The organism is Methylobacterium sp. A49B (assembly GCF_053346215.1).
This window is the reverse complement of sequence record NZ_JBKFBO010000118.1, coordinates 1-19,092: the sequence shown is the minus strand read 5'-3', so window position 1 is coordinate 19,092 and position 19,092 is coordinate 1. Positions and strand designations below refer to the sequence as shown.

At 67.5% G+C, this 19,092-nt stretch carries 15 protein-coding genes and 2 pseudogenes; 11 read left to right on the top strand and 6 right to left on the bottom strand.

The genetic code is table 11. The features are described from left to right. The first annotated feature begins 191 nt into the window (after positions 1-191). Positions 192-821, top strand: coding sequence for a PAS domain-containing protein (locus ACLBX9_RS23700; protein ID WP_447720652.1), 630 nt, complete (start codon positions 192-194; stop codon positions 819-821). A gap of 141 nt (positions 822-962) precedes the next feature. Then, positions 963-2,912 (top strand): annotated as a pseudogene (locus tag ACLBX9_RS23695) (PAS domain-containing protein); the annotation flags it as partial. Positions 2,913-3,112: 200 nt separating this feature from the next. Here ACLBX9_RS23695 and ACLBX9_RS23690 read toward each other — a convergent pair. Further along, entirely contained in the window at positions 3,113-3,343 is a 231-nt protein-coding gene (locus ACLBX9_RS23690; protein ID WP_447715359.1) for a hypothetical protein, read from the bottom strand. A 315-nt stretch (positions 3,344-3,658) separates the two neighbouring features. Here ACLBX9_RS23690 and ACLBX9_RS23685 point away from each other — a divergent pair, with 315 nt between their 5' ends. From ACLBX9_RS23685 to selB, 3 genes and pseudogenes are all read left to right on the top strand, one after another. Further along, positions 3,659-4,129 carry a MarR family winged helix-turn-helix transcriptional regulator gene (locus ACLBX9_RS23685; RefSeq protein WP_447720651.1) on the top strand — a complete coding sequence of 157 codons (471 nt, stop codon included), beginning with the start codon at positions 3,659-3,661 and terminating at the stop codon, positions 4,127-4,129. A 194-nt stretch (positions 4,130-4,323) separates the two neighbouring features. Further along, positions 4,324-5,811 (top strand): annotated as a pseudogene (locus ACLBX9_RS23680) (ABC transporter substrate-binding protein). A gap of 58 nt (positions 5,812-5,869) precedes the next feature. Next, positions 5,870-7,810: a selenocysteine-specific translation elongation factor gene (gene selB, locus ACLBX9_RS23675; protein ID WP_447720650.1), complete on the top strand. Its 1,941-nt coding sequence runs from the start codon at positions 5,870-5,872 to the stop codon at positions 7,808-7,810. On the opposite strand, the gene ACLBX9_RS23670 is transcribed toward selB, so the two are convergent. Continuing rightward, positions 7,728-8,138, bottom strand: coding sequence for a recombinase family protein (locus ACLBX9_RS23670; protein WP_447715356.1), 411 nt, complete (start codon positions 8,136-8,138; stop codon positions 7,728-7,730). The genes selB and ACLBX9_RS23670 overlap by 83 nt on opposite strands. Positions 8,139-8,560: 422 nt before the next feature. Then, positions 8,561-9,181: a tyrosine-type recombinase/integrase gene (locus ACLBX9_RS23665; RefSeq protein WP_447720649.1), complete on the bottom strand. Its 621-nt coding sequence runs from the start codon at positions 9,179-9,181 to the stop codon at positions 8,561-8,563. 161 nt (positions 9,182-9,342) lie between these two features. Here ACLBX9_RS23665 and ACLBX9_RS23660 point away from each other — a divergent pair, with 161 nt between their 5' ends. Next, positions 9,343-10,026, top strand: a complete 684-nt coding sequence (locus tag ACLBX9_RS23660; RefSeq protein ID WP_447720648.1) for a zinc metallopeptidase — start codon at positions 9,343-9,345, stop codon at positions 10,024-10,026. 226 nt (positions 10,027-10,252) lie between these two features. On the opposite strand, the gene ACLBX9_RS23655 is transcribed toward ACLBX9_RS23660, so the two are convergent. Then, positions 10,253-11,005 carry a dienelactone hydrolase family protein gene (locus tag ACLBX9_RS23655; protein ID WP_447720687.1) on the bottom strand — a complete coding sequence of 251 codons (753 nt, stop codon included), beginning with the start codon at positions 11,003-11,005 and terminating at the stop codon, positions 10,253-10,255. 591 nt (positions 11,006-11,596) lie between these two features. Between ACLBX9_RS23655 and ACLBX9_RS23650 the strand changes: the two genes are divergently transcribed. From ACLBX9_RS23650 to ACLBX9_RS23630, 5 genes are all read left to right on the top strand, one after another. Then, a complete protein-coding gene (locus tag ACLBX9_RS23650; protein WP_447720647.1) occupies positions 11,597-12,154 on the top strand; it encodes a GbsR/MarR family transcriptional regulator in 558 nt (185 codons plus the stop codon). 117 nt (positions 12,155-12,271) lie between these two features. Then, entirely contained in the window at positions 12,272-12,931 is a 660-nt protein-coding gene (locus ACLBX9_RS23645) for a DUF4166 domain-containing protein (RefSeq protein ID WP_447720686.1), read from the top strand. Continuing rightward, positions 12,928-14,907: a DUF4166 domain-containing protein gene (locus tag ACLBX9_RS23640; protein ID WP_447720646.1), complete on the top strand. Its 1,980-nt coding sequence runs from the start codon at positions 12,928-12,930 to the stop codon at positions 14,905-14,907. The genes ACLBX9_RS23645 and ACLBX9_RS23640 overlap by 4 nt, the downstream gene beginning before the upstream one ends. A gap of 625 nt (positions 14,908-15,532) precedes the next feature. Beyond that, positions 15,533-16,207 carry a hypothetical protein gene (locus tag ACLBX9_RS23635; RefSeq protein ID WP_447720645.1) on the top strand — a complete coding sequence of 225 codons (675 nt, stop codon included), beginning with the start codon at positions 15,533-15,535 and terminating at the stop codon, positions 16,205-16,207. Continuing rightward, positions 16,204-16,821, top strand: a complete 618-nt coding sequence (locus tag ACLBX9_RS23630) for a GTP pyrophosphokinase (protein ID WP_447720644.1) — start codon at positions 16,204-16,206, stop codon at positions 16,819-16,821. Before ACLBX9_RS23635 ends, ACLBX9_RS23630 begins: the two co-directional genes overlap by 4 nt. A gap of 646 nt (positions 16,822-17,467) precedes the next feature. Here the strand turns inward: ACLBX9_RS23630 and ACLBX9_RS23625 are convergent. Both ACLBX9_RS23625 and ACLBX9_RS23620 read right to left on the bottom strand, forming a co-directional pair. Then, entirely contained in the window at positions 17,468-17,749 is a 282-nt protein-coding gene (locus tag ACLBX9_RS23625; protein ID WP_447720643.1) for a hypothetical protein, read from the bottom strand. A 27-nt stretch (positions 17,750-17,776) separates the two neighbouring features. Next, complete coding sequence (locus ACLBX9_RS23620; RefSeq protein ID WP_042675019.1) at positions 17,777-18,976, bottom strand: IS256 family transposase; 1,200 nt, start codon at positions 18,974-18,976, stop codon at positions 17,777-17,779. Between the last annotated feature and the right edge of the window lie 116 nt (positions 18,977-19,092).

Genomic DNA, 19,092 nt, shown 5'->3' with positions numbered 1-19,092 from the left:
GCGCGTCCTGACGAGGATCCCCGTACCGCGGCGTTCCGGTAGCGACGCCGCGGTACGGGACGATCCGCGCATCCGACAAGCCGCCGAACGGTTCAGCCGGAAGCCGATTCCATATCCGCCCTCGGCCCCCCTTGCCGTCGGCCGACACCAAGCCAGCCCTTATGAATGCAACGCGACCGGACCCTGGGACGATGTCCCGCGAGCAACTCGAAGCGGAGGTCCGCCTCCTGCGAGGGCACTCGGCATCCCTCGCGCAGATGTTCGAGCAGGCCCCGAGCTTCATCGCCCTGCTCGGCGGGGCCGAGCACCGCTTCACCCTGACGAACGCCGCCTACCAACGCGCCGTGGGCGGGCGCTACGTGGTCGGACGCACCGTGGCCGAGGCGTTGCCCGAGGCCGCCGCCCAGGGCTACGTCGACCTGCTCGACGAGGTCTTCCGGACCGGCCGGCCCCATCGGGCGACCGGCGCGAGGCTCGCCCTGCCGGACGGCCCGGGCGGACCGGTCACGGAGCGCTACCTCGACTTCGTCTACCAGCCGGTCGCGGGCGCGGACGGTCGGGTCGAGGGCATCTTCGTGGAAGGCCACGACGTCACCGAACGCACCCTCGCCGATGCCGCCCTGCGGGAAAGCGACGCCCGTTACCGCACCCTGTTCGAGAGCATCGAGGTCGGGTTCTGCATCATCGAGATGAGGTTCGAGGGCGGGCGCGCCGTCGACTACCGCATCGTCGAGGCCAACCCCGCCTTCGTCGCGCAGACGGGGGCCGACGTCGCGGGCAAGTGGGTCAGCGAGTTCGCGCCGAGCCTGGAGCGCCACTAGTTCGACACCTACGGGCGCGTCGCGCTGACCGGCGAGCCGGCCCACTTCGAGCACTACGCCGACGTGTTCGGGCGCTGGTTCGACGTGCGGGCCCTGCGGACCGGCGCGCCCGGCGCCAACCGGGTCGCGGTCTTCTTCTCGGACATCACCGAGCGGCGGCGGGTCGAGCAGCGCGCCGAGGCCGGCGAGCGGGAGCTCCGCCTGATCGCGGACGCCCTGCCGGTGCTCATCGCCTTCATCGGCGACGACCTCGTCTACCGGTTCGCCAACGAGGCCTACGACGACTGGTTCTTCGTGCCCGCAAGCGAGATCGTCGGCCGCGACGTCCGCGACCTGGTCGGGCCGGAGGCCTACGCGGCGCGCCGGCCCTTCATCGACCGGGCGCTCGGCGGCGATCCGGTCACCTTCGAGATGGACTGGCCGCATCGCGACGGGCGCCACCGCGTCGCGGAGATCCGCTACCTGCCGCGCCGGGACGCCGGCGGCCGCATCGACGGGTTCCACGTCTTCGTGCAGGACGTGACCGTCCGGGTGCAGACCGAGGCCGACCTCGCCCGCCAGGTCGCCGCCCGGACCGCCGAGCGCGACCAGATCTGGCAGGCCTCGTCCGATCTGCTCTGCGTGGCCAACTTCGACGGCTACTTCGTCAGCCTCAACCCGTCTTGGCCCCGGACCCTCGGGTGGACCGACGCGGAGATGAAGGCGCGCCCGTTCCTCGACTTCGTCCACCCCGACGACGTCGAGGCGACCGTATCGGCGGCGGGCGGCCTGGCGCACGGGAAGGCGCAACTCACCTTCGAGAACCGCTATCGCCACAGGGACGGCAGCTACGTCTGGCTGTCGTGGAACGCGGTCCCGCGCGACGGCCTGATCTACGCCTGCGTGCGCGACGTGACGGAGATCAAGCGGCAGGCCGAGGCCCTCGCGAAGACGGAAGAGGCCCTGCGCCAGTCCCAGAAGATGGAGGCGGTCGGCCAGCTCACCGGCGGCCTCGCGCATGACTTCAACAACCTGCTCGCGGGCATCTCCGGCTCGCTCGAACTGATGCAGACCCGGATGGGCCAGGGGCGGCTGGGCGACCTCGACCGCTACATGACGGTCGCCCAGGGCGCGGCCAAGCGCGCCGCCGCGCTGACGCACCGCCTGCTGGCCTTCTCCCGCCGCCAGACCCTGGACCCGAAGCCCACCAACGTGAACCGCCTCGTCAACGACATGGAGGAGTTGGTCCGGCGCACCGTCGGTCCAGCCGTCCACCTGGAGGTCGTCGGCCTCGCGGGGCTGTGGCCGGCGCTGATCGACCCGGGGCAATTGGAGAACGCGCTGCTCAACCTGTGCATCAATGCCCGGGACGCGATGCCGGACGGCGGGCGCATCACCATCGAGACCGCCAATCGGTGGATCGACGAGGCCGGCGGCCGCCTGCACGACCTCGCCCCCGGCCAGTACCTCGGCGTCTGCGTGAGCGACACCGGCACCGGCATGGCGCCGGACCTGATCGAGAAGGTGTTCGAGCCGTTCTTCACGACCAAGCCGACCGGCGAGGGCACCGGCCTCGGGCTGTCCATGGTCTACGGCTTCGCCAAGCAGTCCGGCGGGCAGGTCAGGATCTACTCCGAGGTCGGCGAGGGCACGACCGTCTGCCTGTACCTGCCGCGCCACTACGGCGAGGCGGACGAGGACGAGGTCGCACGCAGGCTTGAGGAGGTCGGGCAGGCTCGCCAGGGCGAGACGGTGCTAATCGTCGACGACGAGCCCTCGGTGCGCATGCTGGTCACCGAGGTTCTGGAGGACCTCGGCTACACCGCCATCGAGGCCGCCGACAGCGTCGCCGGGCTGAAGGTCCTGCAGTCGGACGTGCGCATCGACCTGCTGGTGACCGACGTCGGTCTGCCGGGAGGCATGAACGGACGGCAGATGGCGGATGCCGGCCGCGAGCGTCGTCCCGACCTGAAGGTGCTGTTCATCACCGGCTACGCCGAAAACGCGGTGCTGGGGAACGGCTACCTGCGCCCCGGGATGCAGGTCCTGACCAAGCCATTCGTGCTGGAGACGCTCGCCACCCGCATCAAGGACCTCATCGCCGAGCGGTAGGCCCGGCTGCCGAGCCGTACCCTTGATGCTGTCCTCCGTGACTGAGGGCGCATTGCGTACCCGTCCCGTTCCCGGTGCTTTCCATGTGCGGGGTCCGGAATGCGGCGTCCACCGATTGCTTCCTGTCTGGAACCCTCATGGTTTGGCGAGGGAGGGCGGCGCCCGACCCGTGGCCGGTACGCCGCGTTTCTTGTGGCCGCTTACATGCGGTTCATCATGCGCTTCTTCATCATGTGCCGGCGCATCATCTTCCGATGCATCATGCGCTTCTTCATCATCATCCGGTCACCGTGGGTCATGCGGACCTGGGTGACGCCCGCCGGGCCGGCCTGAAGACCGTTCGGGCCCATCGGGGCGGCCGAGGCGGCGCCGATGCTGAGCGTGAGGCTGCCGAGGACCGAGGCGGCGAGCGCGAGGGTGGTGATCTTCATTCGATGTCTCCTGTACGGGGAAGGAATCCCCTTCGCACAGTGGGGCAAGATGGCGATTGCGTCGTAAGTTCCTGTTTTTCCGAATGAAATATCCTTGAACGCTGGCGATTGGGCACAGCTTGTCGGGCGCCGGAGCAGGGCCCGCGCCGCGCCCTGGCCGGGCATACGTTGACCTGTACGGAGGTCAGGTTCGAAAGGTTTCAGCGTGAACCGGGTCAGGCCCGCGTTACCCACCCTCAAGGCGATGCGCTGAGACCGCCGGTTGACAGCTTCGCTCACGCGTGAATGATTAAGGTCTGAACGGAGCGCCGGTCCATGGCGACGTCTACGAAGCGACACGGGCTACGGCTGGACGACCAGCTCTGCTTCGCACTCTACGCAGCGACGAACGCAGTCGTGCGCGCCTACCGGCCGCTGCTGGGCGAGGTCGGGCTGACCTACCCGCAGTACCTCGTCATGCTGGCGCTCTGGCAGGACGGCGTCACGGCGGTGCACGACCTGGCCGCCCGGCTGCAACTCACATCCAGCGCGATCACGCCCCTGGTCGACCGGTTGGAGGCGGCGGGTTTCGTCATTCGCGCCCGAGCCGAGGACCGGCGCGTCGTCCTCGTCTCCCTAACGGAGGCGGGTCGGTCGTTGGAGGACAGGGTCTCGGAGGCTCAGCAGGCCGTCGTCTGCCGCACCGGCCTCGGCGAACGCGACCTCGCCGATCTGCGCCAGGAGCTGAAGGATCTCGCTGACCGCGTCGCCGCGGCGGGCATCGCCCGGGGAGGCGAGCCCGACTGAGGATGTGCCGCACGCACGCGGCGATACCCCCTGCGAAGGCGACCTTATCTTGCGTGGGTCGGACGGCGGCTTGACCGGCGACCCGGGCGAACCAATCGAGGGCCCTGCGAACCGGCAGGCGCCCTCCAACTTGTCGGCTCGCTAAGGGCCGGACGGTGCCCGCACGCCATGCGGGCAGAATACGAGGAGGAGACATGGACGCGCGAGCGACCGGGGATCCGGGGGGCGGCCAGCCCTGGGGATCCCACAACACGGTGACGGTGGTCGACCCGTCGCCGGTCAACTGGCTCTCCATCACCTGGAACACGATGGAGGAAGCCAACCGCGTCGACCACGACGGGATCGGCCAGCCGAGCCTCGCGGAGAGCTGGCGCTGGGTCGACGGGGAGACCCTCGAACTCAAGATGCGGGACGCGGTCTACCAGGACGGCGAACCCTTCAACGCGGCGATGTTCAAGCTCGGCTTCGACAAGGTCCAGGAATGGACCAACCCGCACCCGCCGGGCGCCTTCCTGAACTTCGCACGTGACGTGACCTGCGAGGCGGTGGACGACCGCACCATCCGGATGCGCTTCCCCGGCGGGGACTCCGCGGCGCTGATGAAGCTGCGCGGCATGCACCTGCCGTCGACGCGGTTCTGGAACGAGTGGGGCTTCGTCGACCCGAAGACGGGGTCGGCCGAAGGTCATTGGTGAGTCATCGACGCGCCTGGTCCGTGGGGGACTGGCCCGTTCGTGCTCACCGAGGGCGTCTCGCTCATCGATAGCCGCTCCGACCGCGTGGTCATGGAGCCCAACCCGACGTACTGGAACCCGGCCCGCAGGCCGACGGTCCGGATTGTCTACGACAACGTCATCGGCAAGGCCGAGGGCATCAAGTCGGTGGCGGCCGGTGACGGCCGGGTCGACGTGGTGTTCGACCTGACGCCGGACGAGGCGCACGCCTTCCCGGCGAGCGACAAGGGCAGGATCCAGACGAAGAAGGCGAAGACGATCCTGACGGGCGTCTTCAACGAGAACCCTTCGGACTCGCCCTGGCGCAACCAGGAGGCCCGCCGAGCGCTCAACCTTGCCATCGACCAGGCCTTCGTGCTCCAGCACGGGGCGCACGGCTACGGCACGGTGATCCCGGCCTTCATCCAGCCCGGCCGCTACGGCGCGGACCCGGGCCTGAAGCCGATGCCGCACGACCCCGAGGGTGCCAAGCGCACGCTCGACGGCCTGGGGCTCGGGGGACGGGAACTGGTCTTCGTCGCCTCGCCCGCCTGGAAGGGCGTGGTGGACGCCATCGGCCAGTGCCTCGCCAAGGTCGGCCTGGGTTGCCGCTTCGTCAGCGACCGGGGCGACCTGCCGGAGGAGTTCGACGTCAAGCTCGAATGGTACTTCGACTGGACGCCTCAATATCCGGTGGCCTGCGTGCACCGCGAGTTCTTCGGGAAGGACGCGACCCTGCGCCAGGGTCCGGAGGATCCGAGGTTCGACGCGCTCTACGACAAGCTCCTGCATACGCCGGAGACCGGGACTGAGGGTGTAGTGCGCGAGGTGGAGCGGTACCTGCAGGACGAGGCCAAGGCCCTGTTCCTGTACTCGCCGTACACGCTGTTCGCGGTGTCGGACCGGGTGGAGTTCACGCCCTACGACACCTGCATGTCCGAGCTCGCCGAGACCCGGATCAAGGGTTGAGGCGGAAGGCGGCGCGGGGGGCTCCCGCGCCGCCACCTCTCGCGGACGAGAAGGCCGCATGATCCTCGCCACCGCCGGCCATATCGACCACGGCAAGACGGCCCTGGTGAAGTCCCTGACGGGGGTCGACGCCGACCGCCTGCCCGAGGAAAAGGCCCGGGGCATCACCCTCGACCTCGGCTTCGCCTACGCTCCGAGGAACGGTCGCCTGCGGGTGCCGCTCGGTTTCGTCGACGTGCCGGGGCACGAACGCCTGGTGCGCACCATGGTGGCGGGCGCCACCGGCGTGGCCTGCGCGCTGCTGGTGGTCGCCGCCGACGACGGGGTGATGCCGCAGACGCGCGAGCACGCCGCCATCCTCGACCTTCTTGGCCTCGACCGCGGCGTGGTCGCCGTGACGAAGGCCGACCGCGCCAATCCGGACCGCATCGCGGCGGTGACCGCGGAGATCCACGCCCTCCTCGCCGGTACCGGGCTCGGGGAGGCACCGGTCGTCGCTTGCTCTGCGCTGACGGGATCAGGCATCGACGACCTTGCCCGCCTGCTGGAGGCCGCAGTTGGCTCCCACTGGCCGACAGGTGCCGAGCGAGGTTTCCGGCTCGCGGTCGACCGGCACTTCACCGTGCCCGGTGCCGGGTTGGTCGTGACCGGGGCCGTACATGCGGGCACGGTGCGGGTGGGCGACCGGCTGCTCGTCTCGCCCGGGGCGCGCGAGGTCCGGGTTCGGGGCGTGCGCGTCCACGACGCGGTAGCCGAGACCGCGCGCGCCGGGGAGCGCTGCGCCCTTAACCTGGTCGGCCCGCGCCTGTCCCTGGACGACGTGAGCCGGGGCACGTGGGTCCTGGCGCCGGAACTGCACGGGCCGGCGATCCGCCTCGACGTATCCGTGCGCACGCTACCGCACGAAGGTCGCCCCCTACGCCACCGAACCCCGGTGCATCTCCATCTCGGCGCGGCCTCGGTGACCGGACGGTTGCTGCTCGCCGGGAGTGGGTCGGTGGAGCCCGGCGCGTCGGCCCGAGCGTTGATCACGCTCGACCGCGAGATCGGCGCCCTCGCCGGGGACCGCTTCATTCTGCGTGACATCTCGGCCGTGCGCACGCTCGGGGGCGGTCGGGTGATCGACGTGGACGGACCGCGTCGTGCCCCTTGGAACCCAGAACGCCGGGCGGTCGTCGACGCCCTCGACACCCCGGATGACGATCTCGCCGTCCGTAGTCTTCTCGCCGCCTCGGGACCTGGCATCGATCTCGCCGGCTTCGCCCGCTTGCGTAACCTGCCCGTGGCGACACTGGATGCCCTCCTCGCTGACGTGGGGGCAGTCGTCGCGGAGGGCGCTCCGCGGCTCGCCTTCCAAGGCGCGCGGGTCACGGCGCTGGCCGCGAGCGTGGTGTCGGACCTGGCCCGGACGCACATGGCGCAGCCCGACAATCCCGGGCTTACGCGCGCCGAGATCGGGGCTGCCGTCCCGCCCCGGGAACGACCGGCCCTTCCTCCGGCGCTGGATGGCCTCCTGCAAACGGGACGACTGGTGCGGCACGGCCCGCTGTTGCACCTCCCCGGCCACGTGGCGCGCCTGCGTCCGGCCGACGCCGTCGTCTACGATGCGGTGCGCGCCGTGCTGGAGGAGGCGGGCTTGGACCAGCCCCGCCTCACCGTCCTCGCCGAGCGCCTGGGCCGCGAGCCGGATAATTTGCGTCACCTCCTCGACAAGGTCGGCCGCCTCGGTTGGCTCCTGCGTGTCTCGAAGAACTACTACGCCCTGCCGCGGGCGGTCACCGAACTGGCGAGGATCGCGGACGCGGTGGCGCGCGAGCATCCTGAGGGCCTTCTCACCGTCGGACGCTTCCGCGAGACCGCCGGCATCGGCCGCAACATCACCATGCCACTGCTTGAGTTCTTCGACGAAAGCGGCTTCACGGTACGGATCGCGGAGGGCCGGCGCATCCGTACCGACTGGCGCGTCCTAGCTCCCTCGGACCCGCATCGAGCAGCGTGACGATGGTGATGCCGGCCTTCAGGACCGTGGAGAACTCCCCGATGACGTCGAGGGCGTCCTCGCGGCTGAATCGGTCCAGGCTCTCGATGATCAGGAATGAGCCCTTCGGCACCTGGCCCTTCGCGACGAGTTCGAGGAACTTGCCGAGCGCGCCCTTCAGTCTGTTGAGGCCTCGGTAGGCGCTGACGCCGAGGTCCGTCAGGCTCTCGTCGATGACCATGCCGTTGTCGGCGGCCCACTTCTCGGCGGCCTCGGTCTGCCGCCGCAGGCTGTCGCCGCGCATCTGTTCGGGACGCAAGAACCGGATGTAGGAGTAGCACCTGAGCATGGGCGGTCCGGACGTGCGGAGGCCCTTCGTTCGACGCGGCGCTCCTGGTTCAGCGAGGAGGATGCGGCGCGGTCGCTATCATCGCGTGAATGCCTCCTGTTGCCTGACACCTCGTGATCGCCGGCGGCATGGCGCGCGCCAGGGACCGAGGCCGGGCTGTCCCCGGAAACCACCGTGCGGCTTCGTGCCGGGGCGGCTGACCGGAACCGCGGCTTACCATGACAATCGGCCCCGACATTAGAATACTGTGGCCGCCGGCTTGACCGATGTCCGCTTCGGAGACGCGCACGAGGGGCGTCAGGTGACTGGAATGGGCGCCAAGCAGAATGTCGGCTTTCGGGCGGCAACCCAATGACGGCTCACCACCCTTCCCAGACGAAGAGACTGGGTGCGGCGACCTGTGGAGGCCGCCGCGGTGATGGTTAGATATCGGTCTGCTCGGACATCACCAGCGCGTCGTCCGCCTCGATGCCGAGGTAGCGCACTGTGCTCTCTAACTGCGTGTGCCCGAGCAGCAGCTGGCAGGCGCGCAGGTTGCCGGTGCGCCGGTAGATCAGCGCGACCTTCGTCCGGCGCAGGCTGTGCGTGCCGTAGCCCGCTGGGTCGAGGCCGATCAGCGTCACCCACTCGTCGACGAGCCGCCCGTACTGTCGCGTCGTTAGATGTTCGCCGGGACGGCTGCGGCTGGGGAACAGCCAGTCACTTGCCCGTAGCCCCCGCAGCTTCAGCCAAGCCGCCAGCGCCTCTCGGGTCGTCTCGGTCAGCTCGAATGGGACGGGCCGGCCGGTCTTTTGCTGGATGATGGTGGTGCGCAGGCGAATGCCATCGCCGAGGTGGACGTCGGCCACGCGCAAGCGGACGAGGTCGCAGCCCCGCAGCTTGCTGTCGATGGCCGTGTTGAACAGGGCGAGATCGCGGGTACGGCCTTCATGCTGTAGGCGCGTACGGATCGCCCAGATGTGCTTGGGCTTGAACGGCGGCTTGGGCCCGATGAGGCGGCCTACGTTCCAGGGGCGGCGGGTGGTCTCGTTCGTCGAGTGCATGATGGAGCTCCGTCTGTAGAGCTATCAACATCTCACCCCGGCCGCGATCAGCCCGCGTCCCGGTTGCCCGATCCTGACGTCGGCGGGTAGCCCGAGACGTGTAGGAGGCAGAAGCATGCACCGCGCTTTCACGAATACGGCGGCACGGCTACATATCTGACGTGCCCATCCTCCTAGCGCTCGGCGCCCTCCTGCTCGGCCTCGTGTTCGGCCCCCAGTGGTGGGTGCGCCGGGCGATGCGGCAACACGCGACCGAGCGGCCGGATCTGCCAGGGACCGGAGGTGAACTCGCCCGCCATCTGCTCGACTTGGCGGGGCTGGAGCACGTTCCCGTCGAGATTGCGCAAGCCGATCACTACGACCCGGTCGCGAACGTCGTGCGGCTGTCGCCCGGTAACCGTGACGGCCGCTCGATCACGGCGGTCGCAGTCGCGGCACACGAGGTCTCCCACGCGCTCCAGCACGCGGCGGGGGACCGGCTTTTCGCGGCGCGGGTGAGGTTCGCCCCGGTCGTGCAAGGCTTTGAGTTTGCCGCGGCCGTGGTGATGATGACTGCGCCCGTGGTGCTCGCCGTCGTTCATTCGCCGGTGCTGCTTGCCCTACAGGTCGGTGTCGGCATCGCGCTCCTCGGCGTTCGCCTCGTGTTCCACCTCCTGACACTGCCCGTCGAACTCGACGCGAGCTTCCGCCGAGCCCTGCCCATCCTGGAGACGGGTCGCTTCCTCGACGCAGGCGACATGCCCGGCGCACGCACCGTATTGCGCGCCGCGGCCCTCACCTACGTGGCCTCGTCCCTCATGGCGCTCGTGAACATTGCCCGCTTTCGGCGGCTCCTCCCGTTCTAAAACCTTCGAGGCGAGAGGCCGTTGCCCCTGCCCGCCAAACTGCGAGCGGACCGCCACCTTCGGAACCAGATCTGGCCATTCCTCCCAATTGCTGTGCGCCACAACCAGACCTCGGCTCATAGCCTGAAAGCGGACCTTCGTCGTCGAGGAATTGATAGCTTCGTATCGGCCTTCCTCTGGCTCTCTAAATGTGCTTGCTGGCAGTTCGTTGGTGTCGAATAACCGCTCAAGGTTGCAGCACCGTACGCACGAACTCGACGACCGCATCCCGTGCCGCAGCCGTCGCGGTTGGGTTGTGCCCGACATGGGCTCCCGTCGCCACGCAAGCATCCGCATCGAGCTTGTAGGGTTTGCCTGTCACGGCATTGTCGATCGTGCCATCGGCGCCCTCCGTCAGCCTGCAATTGCGGGTGCTCTGCGCCTTCGGCACCTCGACAAGCGGCGGGCTGGTCGGCGTGTCGAAGCTGTGCTGCGCATCCGGGTACTCCGTCAGCTCGATATCCGCCCCGGCCGCCTTCAGCCGGGCCACGTAGTCCCGGCACGGCACCACGCTCACGTAGTCGTCGCTGATGCCGTGGAATAGACGGATCGGTGCCGGACCAACCTTGGTGTCGTCGCGATAGGTCACGTTGCAGGGGGGGTAGAAGCCGATATGGGCGGCGAAGCGGTTCGCGCCTCCGTACGTCGCGCGGAAGCGCTCCATCGCCGAGTACACGGCCGCGACTGCCCCTTTTGAGAAGCCCATAATCGCAATGCGATCGGCCCTGACCCACGGGTGCGCTGCGAGTACGTCGAGTGCCCGGTAGGCATCGACCATCATGGCCAAAGAGTTGAGCTGCTCCTGATTCTCGATGGTGCTGACGATGCCCCGACCCGTGAACGTGTCGAGGATGAACGCGCCCACCTCAGCTTCGTTGAGGGTGCGCGCCCAGGCGTCCGGACCGGCGCTGATTCCGCCTGAGCCGTGGACGAGGATCACGACGGGCACCTTCTGCGGGGCGCCGACCGGAAGCCGGAGTTCGCCACCGAGGACGACTTCGCGCCCAGGCGCGTCAGCACGCAGGCGCGTCAGCACGTAGGAACTCCTCGCCGGTGAGGGTTCGGCTCTTGACGGCGTGGATCTCTATGCGACCCGGAAGTGGCGATCCGGCCCGTGCAGCAGGCGTCAGGGTCGCGAGAGCCAGTAGCGTGGCGATCGAAACGCGCATCGAGCATCCCATAACCGTATTCCTCACCAGCTTGGCGCTAACCATGTCGGCGTCAACAAGGCGGGGCTGAATAGACGTGCCATGCACCTTTGGTTGTACGCGATGCGCGTGGACCGGCTCGGCGCCGAAGAGCGGATGATGAACTCGACGCACGTCGTATCAGTGCGGCCACGTCACCGAAGTTGATCGCCATGGGCGGCGTGGAGGCACGGCGTTCCATGAGTCCAGCCGATGCCGGTCGGAAGCCCGAAGCGTCACCTCGGCTATAACCGACCGTCTCGACTCAGCTCGGATCTCATCGACCGGGCAACGCATAGAAATCCCACTTGACAGCGCCTTCAAAGCAGACTGTAATTTCTGTCATGACAGAAATTACAGATAGATTGAATATGCTTCCCGCCGCGGTCGAGCGCTTCGTGCTTCACTGGGGCGACCTGGGCGGTCAGTGGGGCGTCAACCGCTCGGTCGCGCAGATCCACGCGCTCCTGTACCTCTCCGAGCGCCCGCTCACCGCCGAGGATATCGCCGGAACGCTCGGCATCGCACGCTCGAACGTCTCGACCTCGCTTCGGGAGCTGCTCGGCTGGAACCTGATTCGCCGCGTGCCGGTGATGGGTGAGCGCCGCGACCACTATGTCGCCGAGACCGACCTCTGGGAGATGGTCACGCGCATCGCCGCCGGCCGCAAGGAACGCGAGATCGATCCCGCCATCGCGGCGCTGCGCGCCTGCGTCGCCGAGGCGGACGCAGACCCGGCTCTCGGGGCGGTCGCCAAGCGGCGCCTGAGCGCGATGCTCGATTTCACGGAGACGATGGATCGCTGGTACGGCCAGATGCTCAACGTGCCCCGGGGCACCCTGGCCAAGCTGATCCGGCTAGGCGGCCGGATCGTGAAGTTCCTGCCAACCAAGACCGAGTGACGATCCGAAGATCGTGTCCGAAACGCCGTATCGATTGGGGAGGCCCAGGTGACCGCGAGGGGATGCGTCCGTCGAGCCGATGCGGGGTTATCCTGCGACCTCCACACGGCGCGACCGCTGGATGTCGCGGGCGACCTCCTCGACCTGCGCTTCCGGGCGCTGATCCCGGACCGCGACTGGGCGAGTCTGTCGCCGGCCGTACGCTGTCGATTCGGCAAGCGGCTCGCGCAGGGGGCGAGCGCGGTCTATGTCGGCCACATCGTCGGGATGCAGGTCAGCCGACTCGGCTGGCTCGTGGCGCAGGCGACGCGCCTCGTCGGCAGCCCGCTGCCTCTGGAACGCCAGACCGGCCGTGCCGGCGTAGTCACCGTCACCGAGGACCCGGATGGCGGTGGTCAGATCTGGACGCGGCTGTACGCCCGCGCCTCCGGCTTCCCGCAGGTGATCCATTCGGCCAAGCGTTTCGCCGGTCCTACTGGTCTGGAGGAGCATGTCGGTGCCGGCGTCGGCATGACCCTGACGGTCACGGTCGCCGACGGGGCGCTGGTGTTCCGCAGCCACCGCTACTTCGTCGACTGCCTCGGGCGCCGCCTGCACCTGCCGGGCTGGCTCACACCCGGTGCGCTCACAGTCACCCACGCCGATGCTGGTGCGGACGCGACGGCGGGCGCCTTCCGCTTCATCCTCGACATCGAGCACCCCTGGTTCGGGCGGCTGATCCGGCAGGAAGCGATCTTCCAGGATGCCGAACCGGCCGCGCAGGACGGGGCGACGTGAGCACGATCCTGGTGCTCGGCGGGTACGGCGGCTTCGGTGCCCGCCTGTCACGCCGGCTCGCGGCCGCCGGTCACGACGTGGTCGTCGCCGGCCGTCGCTGCGCCAGCGCCGAGGCGTTCTGCGCGGCCTATCCCCCGTGCCGTCCCCTCCAGGCCGACCGCAATGTAGCTGTCGCGTCGATGCTGGAACGCGTCCGCCCCGACCTCGTGATCGATGCCGCCGGCCCCTTCCAAGGGAGCGGCTACGATCTGCCCCGAGCCTGTATCGCCGCGGCCATCCCTTACCTCGATCTCGCGGATGGCCGAGCGTTCGTGACCGGCATCGGCGAGCTCGACGCTTTCGCGCGCGCGGCCGGCGTCACGATCCTGGCTGGTGCCTCGAGCGTCCCGGCCCTGTCCGGTGCCGTCGTCCGGCGCTTGGCACAGGGGATGGACGCAGTGACCGCCGTCGAGATCGCGATCAGCGCCTCGAACCGTGCGACGGCCGGTACGTCGGTCGCCTCGGCCATTCTGAGCTACGTGGGCAAGCCGATCCGGCTATGGCGCGGGCAGCGCTGGTCGGAGGGCATTGGTTGGCAGGAGCTGCGGCATGAGCGCTTTGCCATGTCTGACGGTTCCTCGCTTGGCCGCCGCTGGCTGGCCCTGGCAGACGTCCCGGACCTCGATCTCCTGCCCGCTCGGCTCCCTGGCCGCCCGGCGGTCAGCTTCCGGGCCGGCACCGAGCTAGCGGTGCAGACGATCGGCCTCTGGTGCGTGAGCTGGCCGGTGCGCTGGGGCTGGCTGTCCTCGCTGCAGGGGCTCGCGCGCTGGCTTCTCCTGGTACAGCGGCTGACCGCGCGCTGGGGGTCGGATCGGTCGGGTATGACCGTCCGGCTGTTCGGCTTGTCCGAGGGGCGCCGCGTCGAACGGTGCTGGACCCTCGTCGCGGCCGACGGTCACGGCCCGGAAATCCCGGTGCTGCCGGCGGCAATTCTGGCCGAGCGGATCCTATCCGGTTCAACCGCACCCGGCGCCCGCGACGCCGGGACTGGGCTCGATCTCACCGACTTCGAGCCGAGCTTCGCGGGCCTGTCGATCCGCCACGAAGTACGAGAGGCGGTCGAAGGCGATGCGCTCTACGCGCGGATCATGGGTAGTTGTTTTACTAAGCTCGCCCCAAGCGTGGCGGGCCTGCACGGTGTGCTAGGCGATGCAGGTGTCCAAGGCCGCGCCGTCGTGAGGCGTGGTCGTCATCCGGTTGCGCGAGCCCTCGCCGCGCTCCTCGGACTGCCGGCCGCGGGCGAGCACGTCCTGCACGTCGGCTTTAGCGAGCGGCATGGGGTGGAACGCTGGACGCGCGCGTTTTCCGGGCGGCGGTTCACGAGCGAGTTCTCTGAGGAGGATGGCTGCGTGGTGGAGCGGTTCGGCCCGTTTCGGTTTCGGTTCAAGCTCGTGAACGAGGGCGATGGCCTGCGCATGGTACTGCACAGCTGGTCTGTTGCGCGGCTGCCGTTGCCGCTGGCCTTCGCGCCTCGCGTCTTAGCCCGCGAGTGGGATGAGGCGGGACTGTTTCGCTTCGACGTTTCCATCGCCTTACCGCTGGTTGGGCTGGTGGTGCACTATCAGGGCTGGTTAGACATCGACGGTAGCCGGGGCCAACAATCCCGCTCCGCGCCAAGAGCAGACATCAGGTCAACGCCCGGTAGCAGACATTCAGCTTCAGGTAGCTGGCCGTTTGGTGTCGACCCCGAGCTGCCCTTCGGAGCGACTGCTACTGCGCAGACGCTACTAGACACTTGGTACGGTGGCTCGAAGCCTTGGAGCGTCGGCACCTTCTATCGTAGCTCGATCGTTGGCCCACTGTCGAGGTTGTTCACGTCTTGTTCTGGTGCGCCAGACGGGTTAATCTGCGGCGGACGAACCCCGCATTCGCTCCCGAAGTCCAGGAGGCCAGCATTGCGTTTGGTTTCCCCACGCCCGCCACCGTCGCGCTCGTGACTGTCAAGGAGCTTAGGGCGCAAGTTCGGCTGGCACAGCCCCGGCCGGCCGAAACGGTATCGCTACGTCAACGGTTTCCGGGTCAGCCATGGATGGCGAGTCAACCATGTGGATCTCGGGCTGGCGAGGCAATGACCCGAAGCGAACGCGCAATTGCTTTAGTTGAAAATGAGCCATCAACGATGCTTTCTGGATTGCTTGGGGAACGCTGCGCCAACTATCGTGGGTTCCCAGTCGAGGAGAATAATCTCCTTGCGAACACGTCGACAGGATTGCGGCGTTGCCGATTACTCACATTCATACCTACCTCGTCCATCCCTCCAAGGGAGAGGCAGAACCGCTACCGATCAGGGGCTCCGCCCTACCGCTGACCGGCGAGATGTTCCGGATACTACGGGACGTCTACGAAAGATCGGATAGGGAGTGCGATGTTGCTATCTCGTTTAATCGGGACCCGACGGGTGCGCAGCGAAACGACCGCCGTGACCTCATTGTCGCATACGCGAATGCACCGACCGTAGAGGCGGGCAGGACGATCGCCGTGCGCCTGGCCGAGTGTACCGACCATAGGCCCCGGTTGGGGCTCCTTTTCCTCATAGCGGGACGGGAGGGCCAGGAACACAAGGTGATCATCTCTCGCTTCCCGGCCGACAGCGCCATCTCGGCTGAGGAGGATGGCGAGGGACTGAACGTCGCATTTTTAGAGCGCGTCTTTATGAAGAACGCCAAATCCTACAAGGCGGTGCTGTATCGCCACCGTTCCCTGGTGACAGGCTTTTGGGAGGGGAGCGCCATCGACAAGCAGATGAACGACTCGGATGTAAATGTATCTGGCTATTGGATCAACGACTTCCTCCGCTCGGACTTCCGGACCACAGCCGAAGCCGGCACTAGACGGTTGGCCGTTGCGTGCCGCACCGCGGCCAAGAACGCCGTGGATTTGGCAGTTAAGGGCGAGATCGCCGCCGCCGTGACGCTCGCAGTTGGCCAGGACGGACAGCGCCTCAGCGCCCGAGGTTTCGCGAACAGCCTCAGGCTTTCGGAAGCTGCGAGGACGGCCATCTTCTCCGAGATGAAGCCCCACTTGCTCGACGAGGGCTTCCAGTTCAGCGCGGAGGAGTTCGGCCGGCAGGTGGCATACCGCAGTGTTGAGCTAGACAATGGTGGCATGCTCACCGCTGAGATTACTGACTTTGACCAGGTCTTCGCGAGCGAGGTCATCAACCAAGCCGAAGGGACCGTCCGTTACTCGACCCAAGGCAAGATCGTGAGCCAAAAGCTGACAAAGGCGCTTCGATGACAGTTAGGGACGACTACCGGAGACGTCATGATGGGCTGCTGACGCGCCTCGCGGACGGCATCGAGGCGCACATCCGCGAACACCTGCAAAGCGTCCCGCGCATCGACCGTATTGGGGCTCGCGCAAAATCCGTCGATCGGTTCGTTGCAAAGAGTGAGAAGATCGAGGATGGGAAGGCGAAGTACTCCGATCCCCTTAGCCAGATCCAGGATCAAGTGGGCGCCAGGATAATTACCTTCTACCTTTCGGACGTCATCGCCGTGTCCAGCATAATCGAGCGGTACTTTAGGCCGGTAGAGTCGCGCCTGCTGATCCCCGAATCGGAGTGGGAGTTCGGCTACTTCGGCAAGCACTACATACTGCTCATGCCAACGGATGTCATTGAGGCCAACATGGACCGGGCCGACGTCCCAGATTTTTTCGAGTTGCAGATCAAAACACTCTTTCAGCACGCCTGGTCAGAGGCCAACCATGACCTCGGCTACAAACCCGGTGCCGTTCCGCTATCCGCCGACGAGAAGCGCAGGATGGCATTCACCGCCGCCCAGAGCTGGGGCGCCGATCGTCTCTTTGACGAACTGTTCAAGGAGCGAACCTCAGGCGGCGCAGGCTAACTGCAATCAGCATTACGGCAGTCAGGTGGCCGGCGGATCGTCGGGCGTGACGCTAGTATTCGCGTGGATCATGGGTGGACCCGGCGCAATGCTATCCAAGGAATTCGCTTGAGGCTGCTTGGACTGCCGACAAGCAGACCTCCCATGAGTCCGAGAAGGGTCAAGTCCGGACGCTTAGGCTCTGTAAGAAGGGCGACTGTTGTAGCTCAGGCGAGCTACAGCTCGCTGGTCGTCGTGTAGTCCGCTTGTCGGCTGAACTGGGTCATTCTGACCTCTCAAGTTTCAAACACTTGGCGGGGCCGCGGAGTGCCGCAAAACGCCGTTGTGGGGGTGAGGGTGCCGCGGGATGGAATAACTACGAAAAGGTTGAACACGGCCGGCATCCAGTCGGGAGGCTGCCTTGTCTGGTACCTAGCGGAGGCCGGCCATCGGCTTACCCTGGTAGGACGGACGAGGCCTGTAGAGTGTGGGCCGGTTGGTATGCGGCGGGGGGTGGAGGAGGTGTAGCGGCGCGCCGGCGGGTGGCGTGGACAGGGGCTCATTCCGTCCTGTCTGGTCTGTACACGTTTCGGAGAAACATAGCGGTCTCCGAGACACTGGGCGTAGGCGGATCTGCTACCGAGCTGCGCAGCGAGTGTCAGGCACGTCAGTCCGGCTTTACCTGGTGGTTGTCTTCGAGGGCCCGTCGCCACACCGGCACGTAGCTTGGGTCGAGCCGGGCGCGCCGCTCGCTCATGAATCGGCTGAACGAGAACGTCGTCGACAAGACTGCGTCACCGATCGCAGTCCGCAGCCGCCTCTGGCCGACCTCTTCGACGTCGTCCGTTCCGCGCAGAAGGTCCTGCACGTGGTAGAGGTCGACGGTGCCCCCCGCGATCAGCGCGGAGGGGCTGTGTCCCCTGGCGTGGTGTAGCTTCGGCGTGGCCACCACGATCACCGGCCGGGGCCGGATTGATCAGGCTGCCAGGGTCGGCAGGCTGACGAGGGGATCATCGCCGATCGGGGCGATGCTTTCCAGGGTGATGTAGCGGGAGCGCTGGACGGCCCACTCGTCGTTCTGTTCCAGCAGGATCGCGCCGACGAGGCGTGTGATGGCCGCCTCGTTGGGGAAGATGCCGACCACCTCGGTCCGGCGCTTGATCTCGCCGTTGAGGCGTTCAAGCGGGTTCGTGGAGTGCAGCTTGACCCGATGCTGGGTGGGGAAGCCCATGTAGGCCAGCACGTCCGGCTCAGCCTCGTCCATCAGGGCGGCGAGCTTGGGGACCTTCGGCCGGAGCTGATCAGCCACGCGCCGCCACTGCTGACGGGCCGCCTCGGCATCGTCCTGGGCAAATGCCGTGGCGATGAAGGCGGAGACGACACGCCGCCCGCTGCGTCCGGCATGGGCGAGCACGTTGCGCATGAAGTGGACGCGGCAACGCTGCCAGGTCGCGTTCATCACCTTGGCCACTGACGCCTTGATGCCCTCGTGGGCGTCCGAGATGACCAGCTTGACCCCGCGCAGGCCGCGGCGCGCCAGCTTGCGGAGAAAGTCCGTCCAGAACGTCTCGGCCTCGGACGGGCCGACATCCATGCCGAGCACCTCGCGACGGCCGTCACCGTTGACGCCCACCGCCACGATTACGGCGACAGAGACGATACGGCCGTCCTGGCGCACCTTCACGTAGGTCGCATCGATCCAGAGGTAGGGCCACTCGCCCTCGATGGGCCGGGCGAGGAACGCGCCCACGCGCTCGTCGATTTCCTGGCAGAGCCGGCTGACCTGGCTCTTCGACACGCCTGTGCCGCCCATCGCTTGGACGAGGTCATCAACCGATCGGGTCGAGATGCCCTGGATGTAGGCCTCCTGGATCACAGCCGTGAGCGCCTTCTCGGCCATGCGTCGCGGCTCCAGGAAGCCCGGAAAGTAGCTGCCCTTGCGCAGCTTCGGAATGCGCAGCTCGACCGTGCCGGCCCGCGTCTGCCAATCCCGGTCACGGTAGCCGTTGCGCTGGACCAGCCGCTCGGCGCTCTTCTCGCCGTGCGCCGCGCCGGTCAGGCCACCGACCTCCAGCTCCATTAGCCGCTCGGCCGCAAAGCCGATCATCTCGCGCAGCAGATCGGCGTCGGCGCTCTTCTCCATCAGCCCGCGCAGGGCCATCATCTCGTCGGTCATCGGGGGTCTCTCGGGTTCGAGGTTGGTGCTCGCAACCCGACCCTACCCGGCAACCGCCGATGACCACCCCGCGAGAGATCCCGCCTGCTACAGCGCTGTGAAGGGCGCGCAGGCGG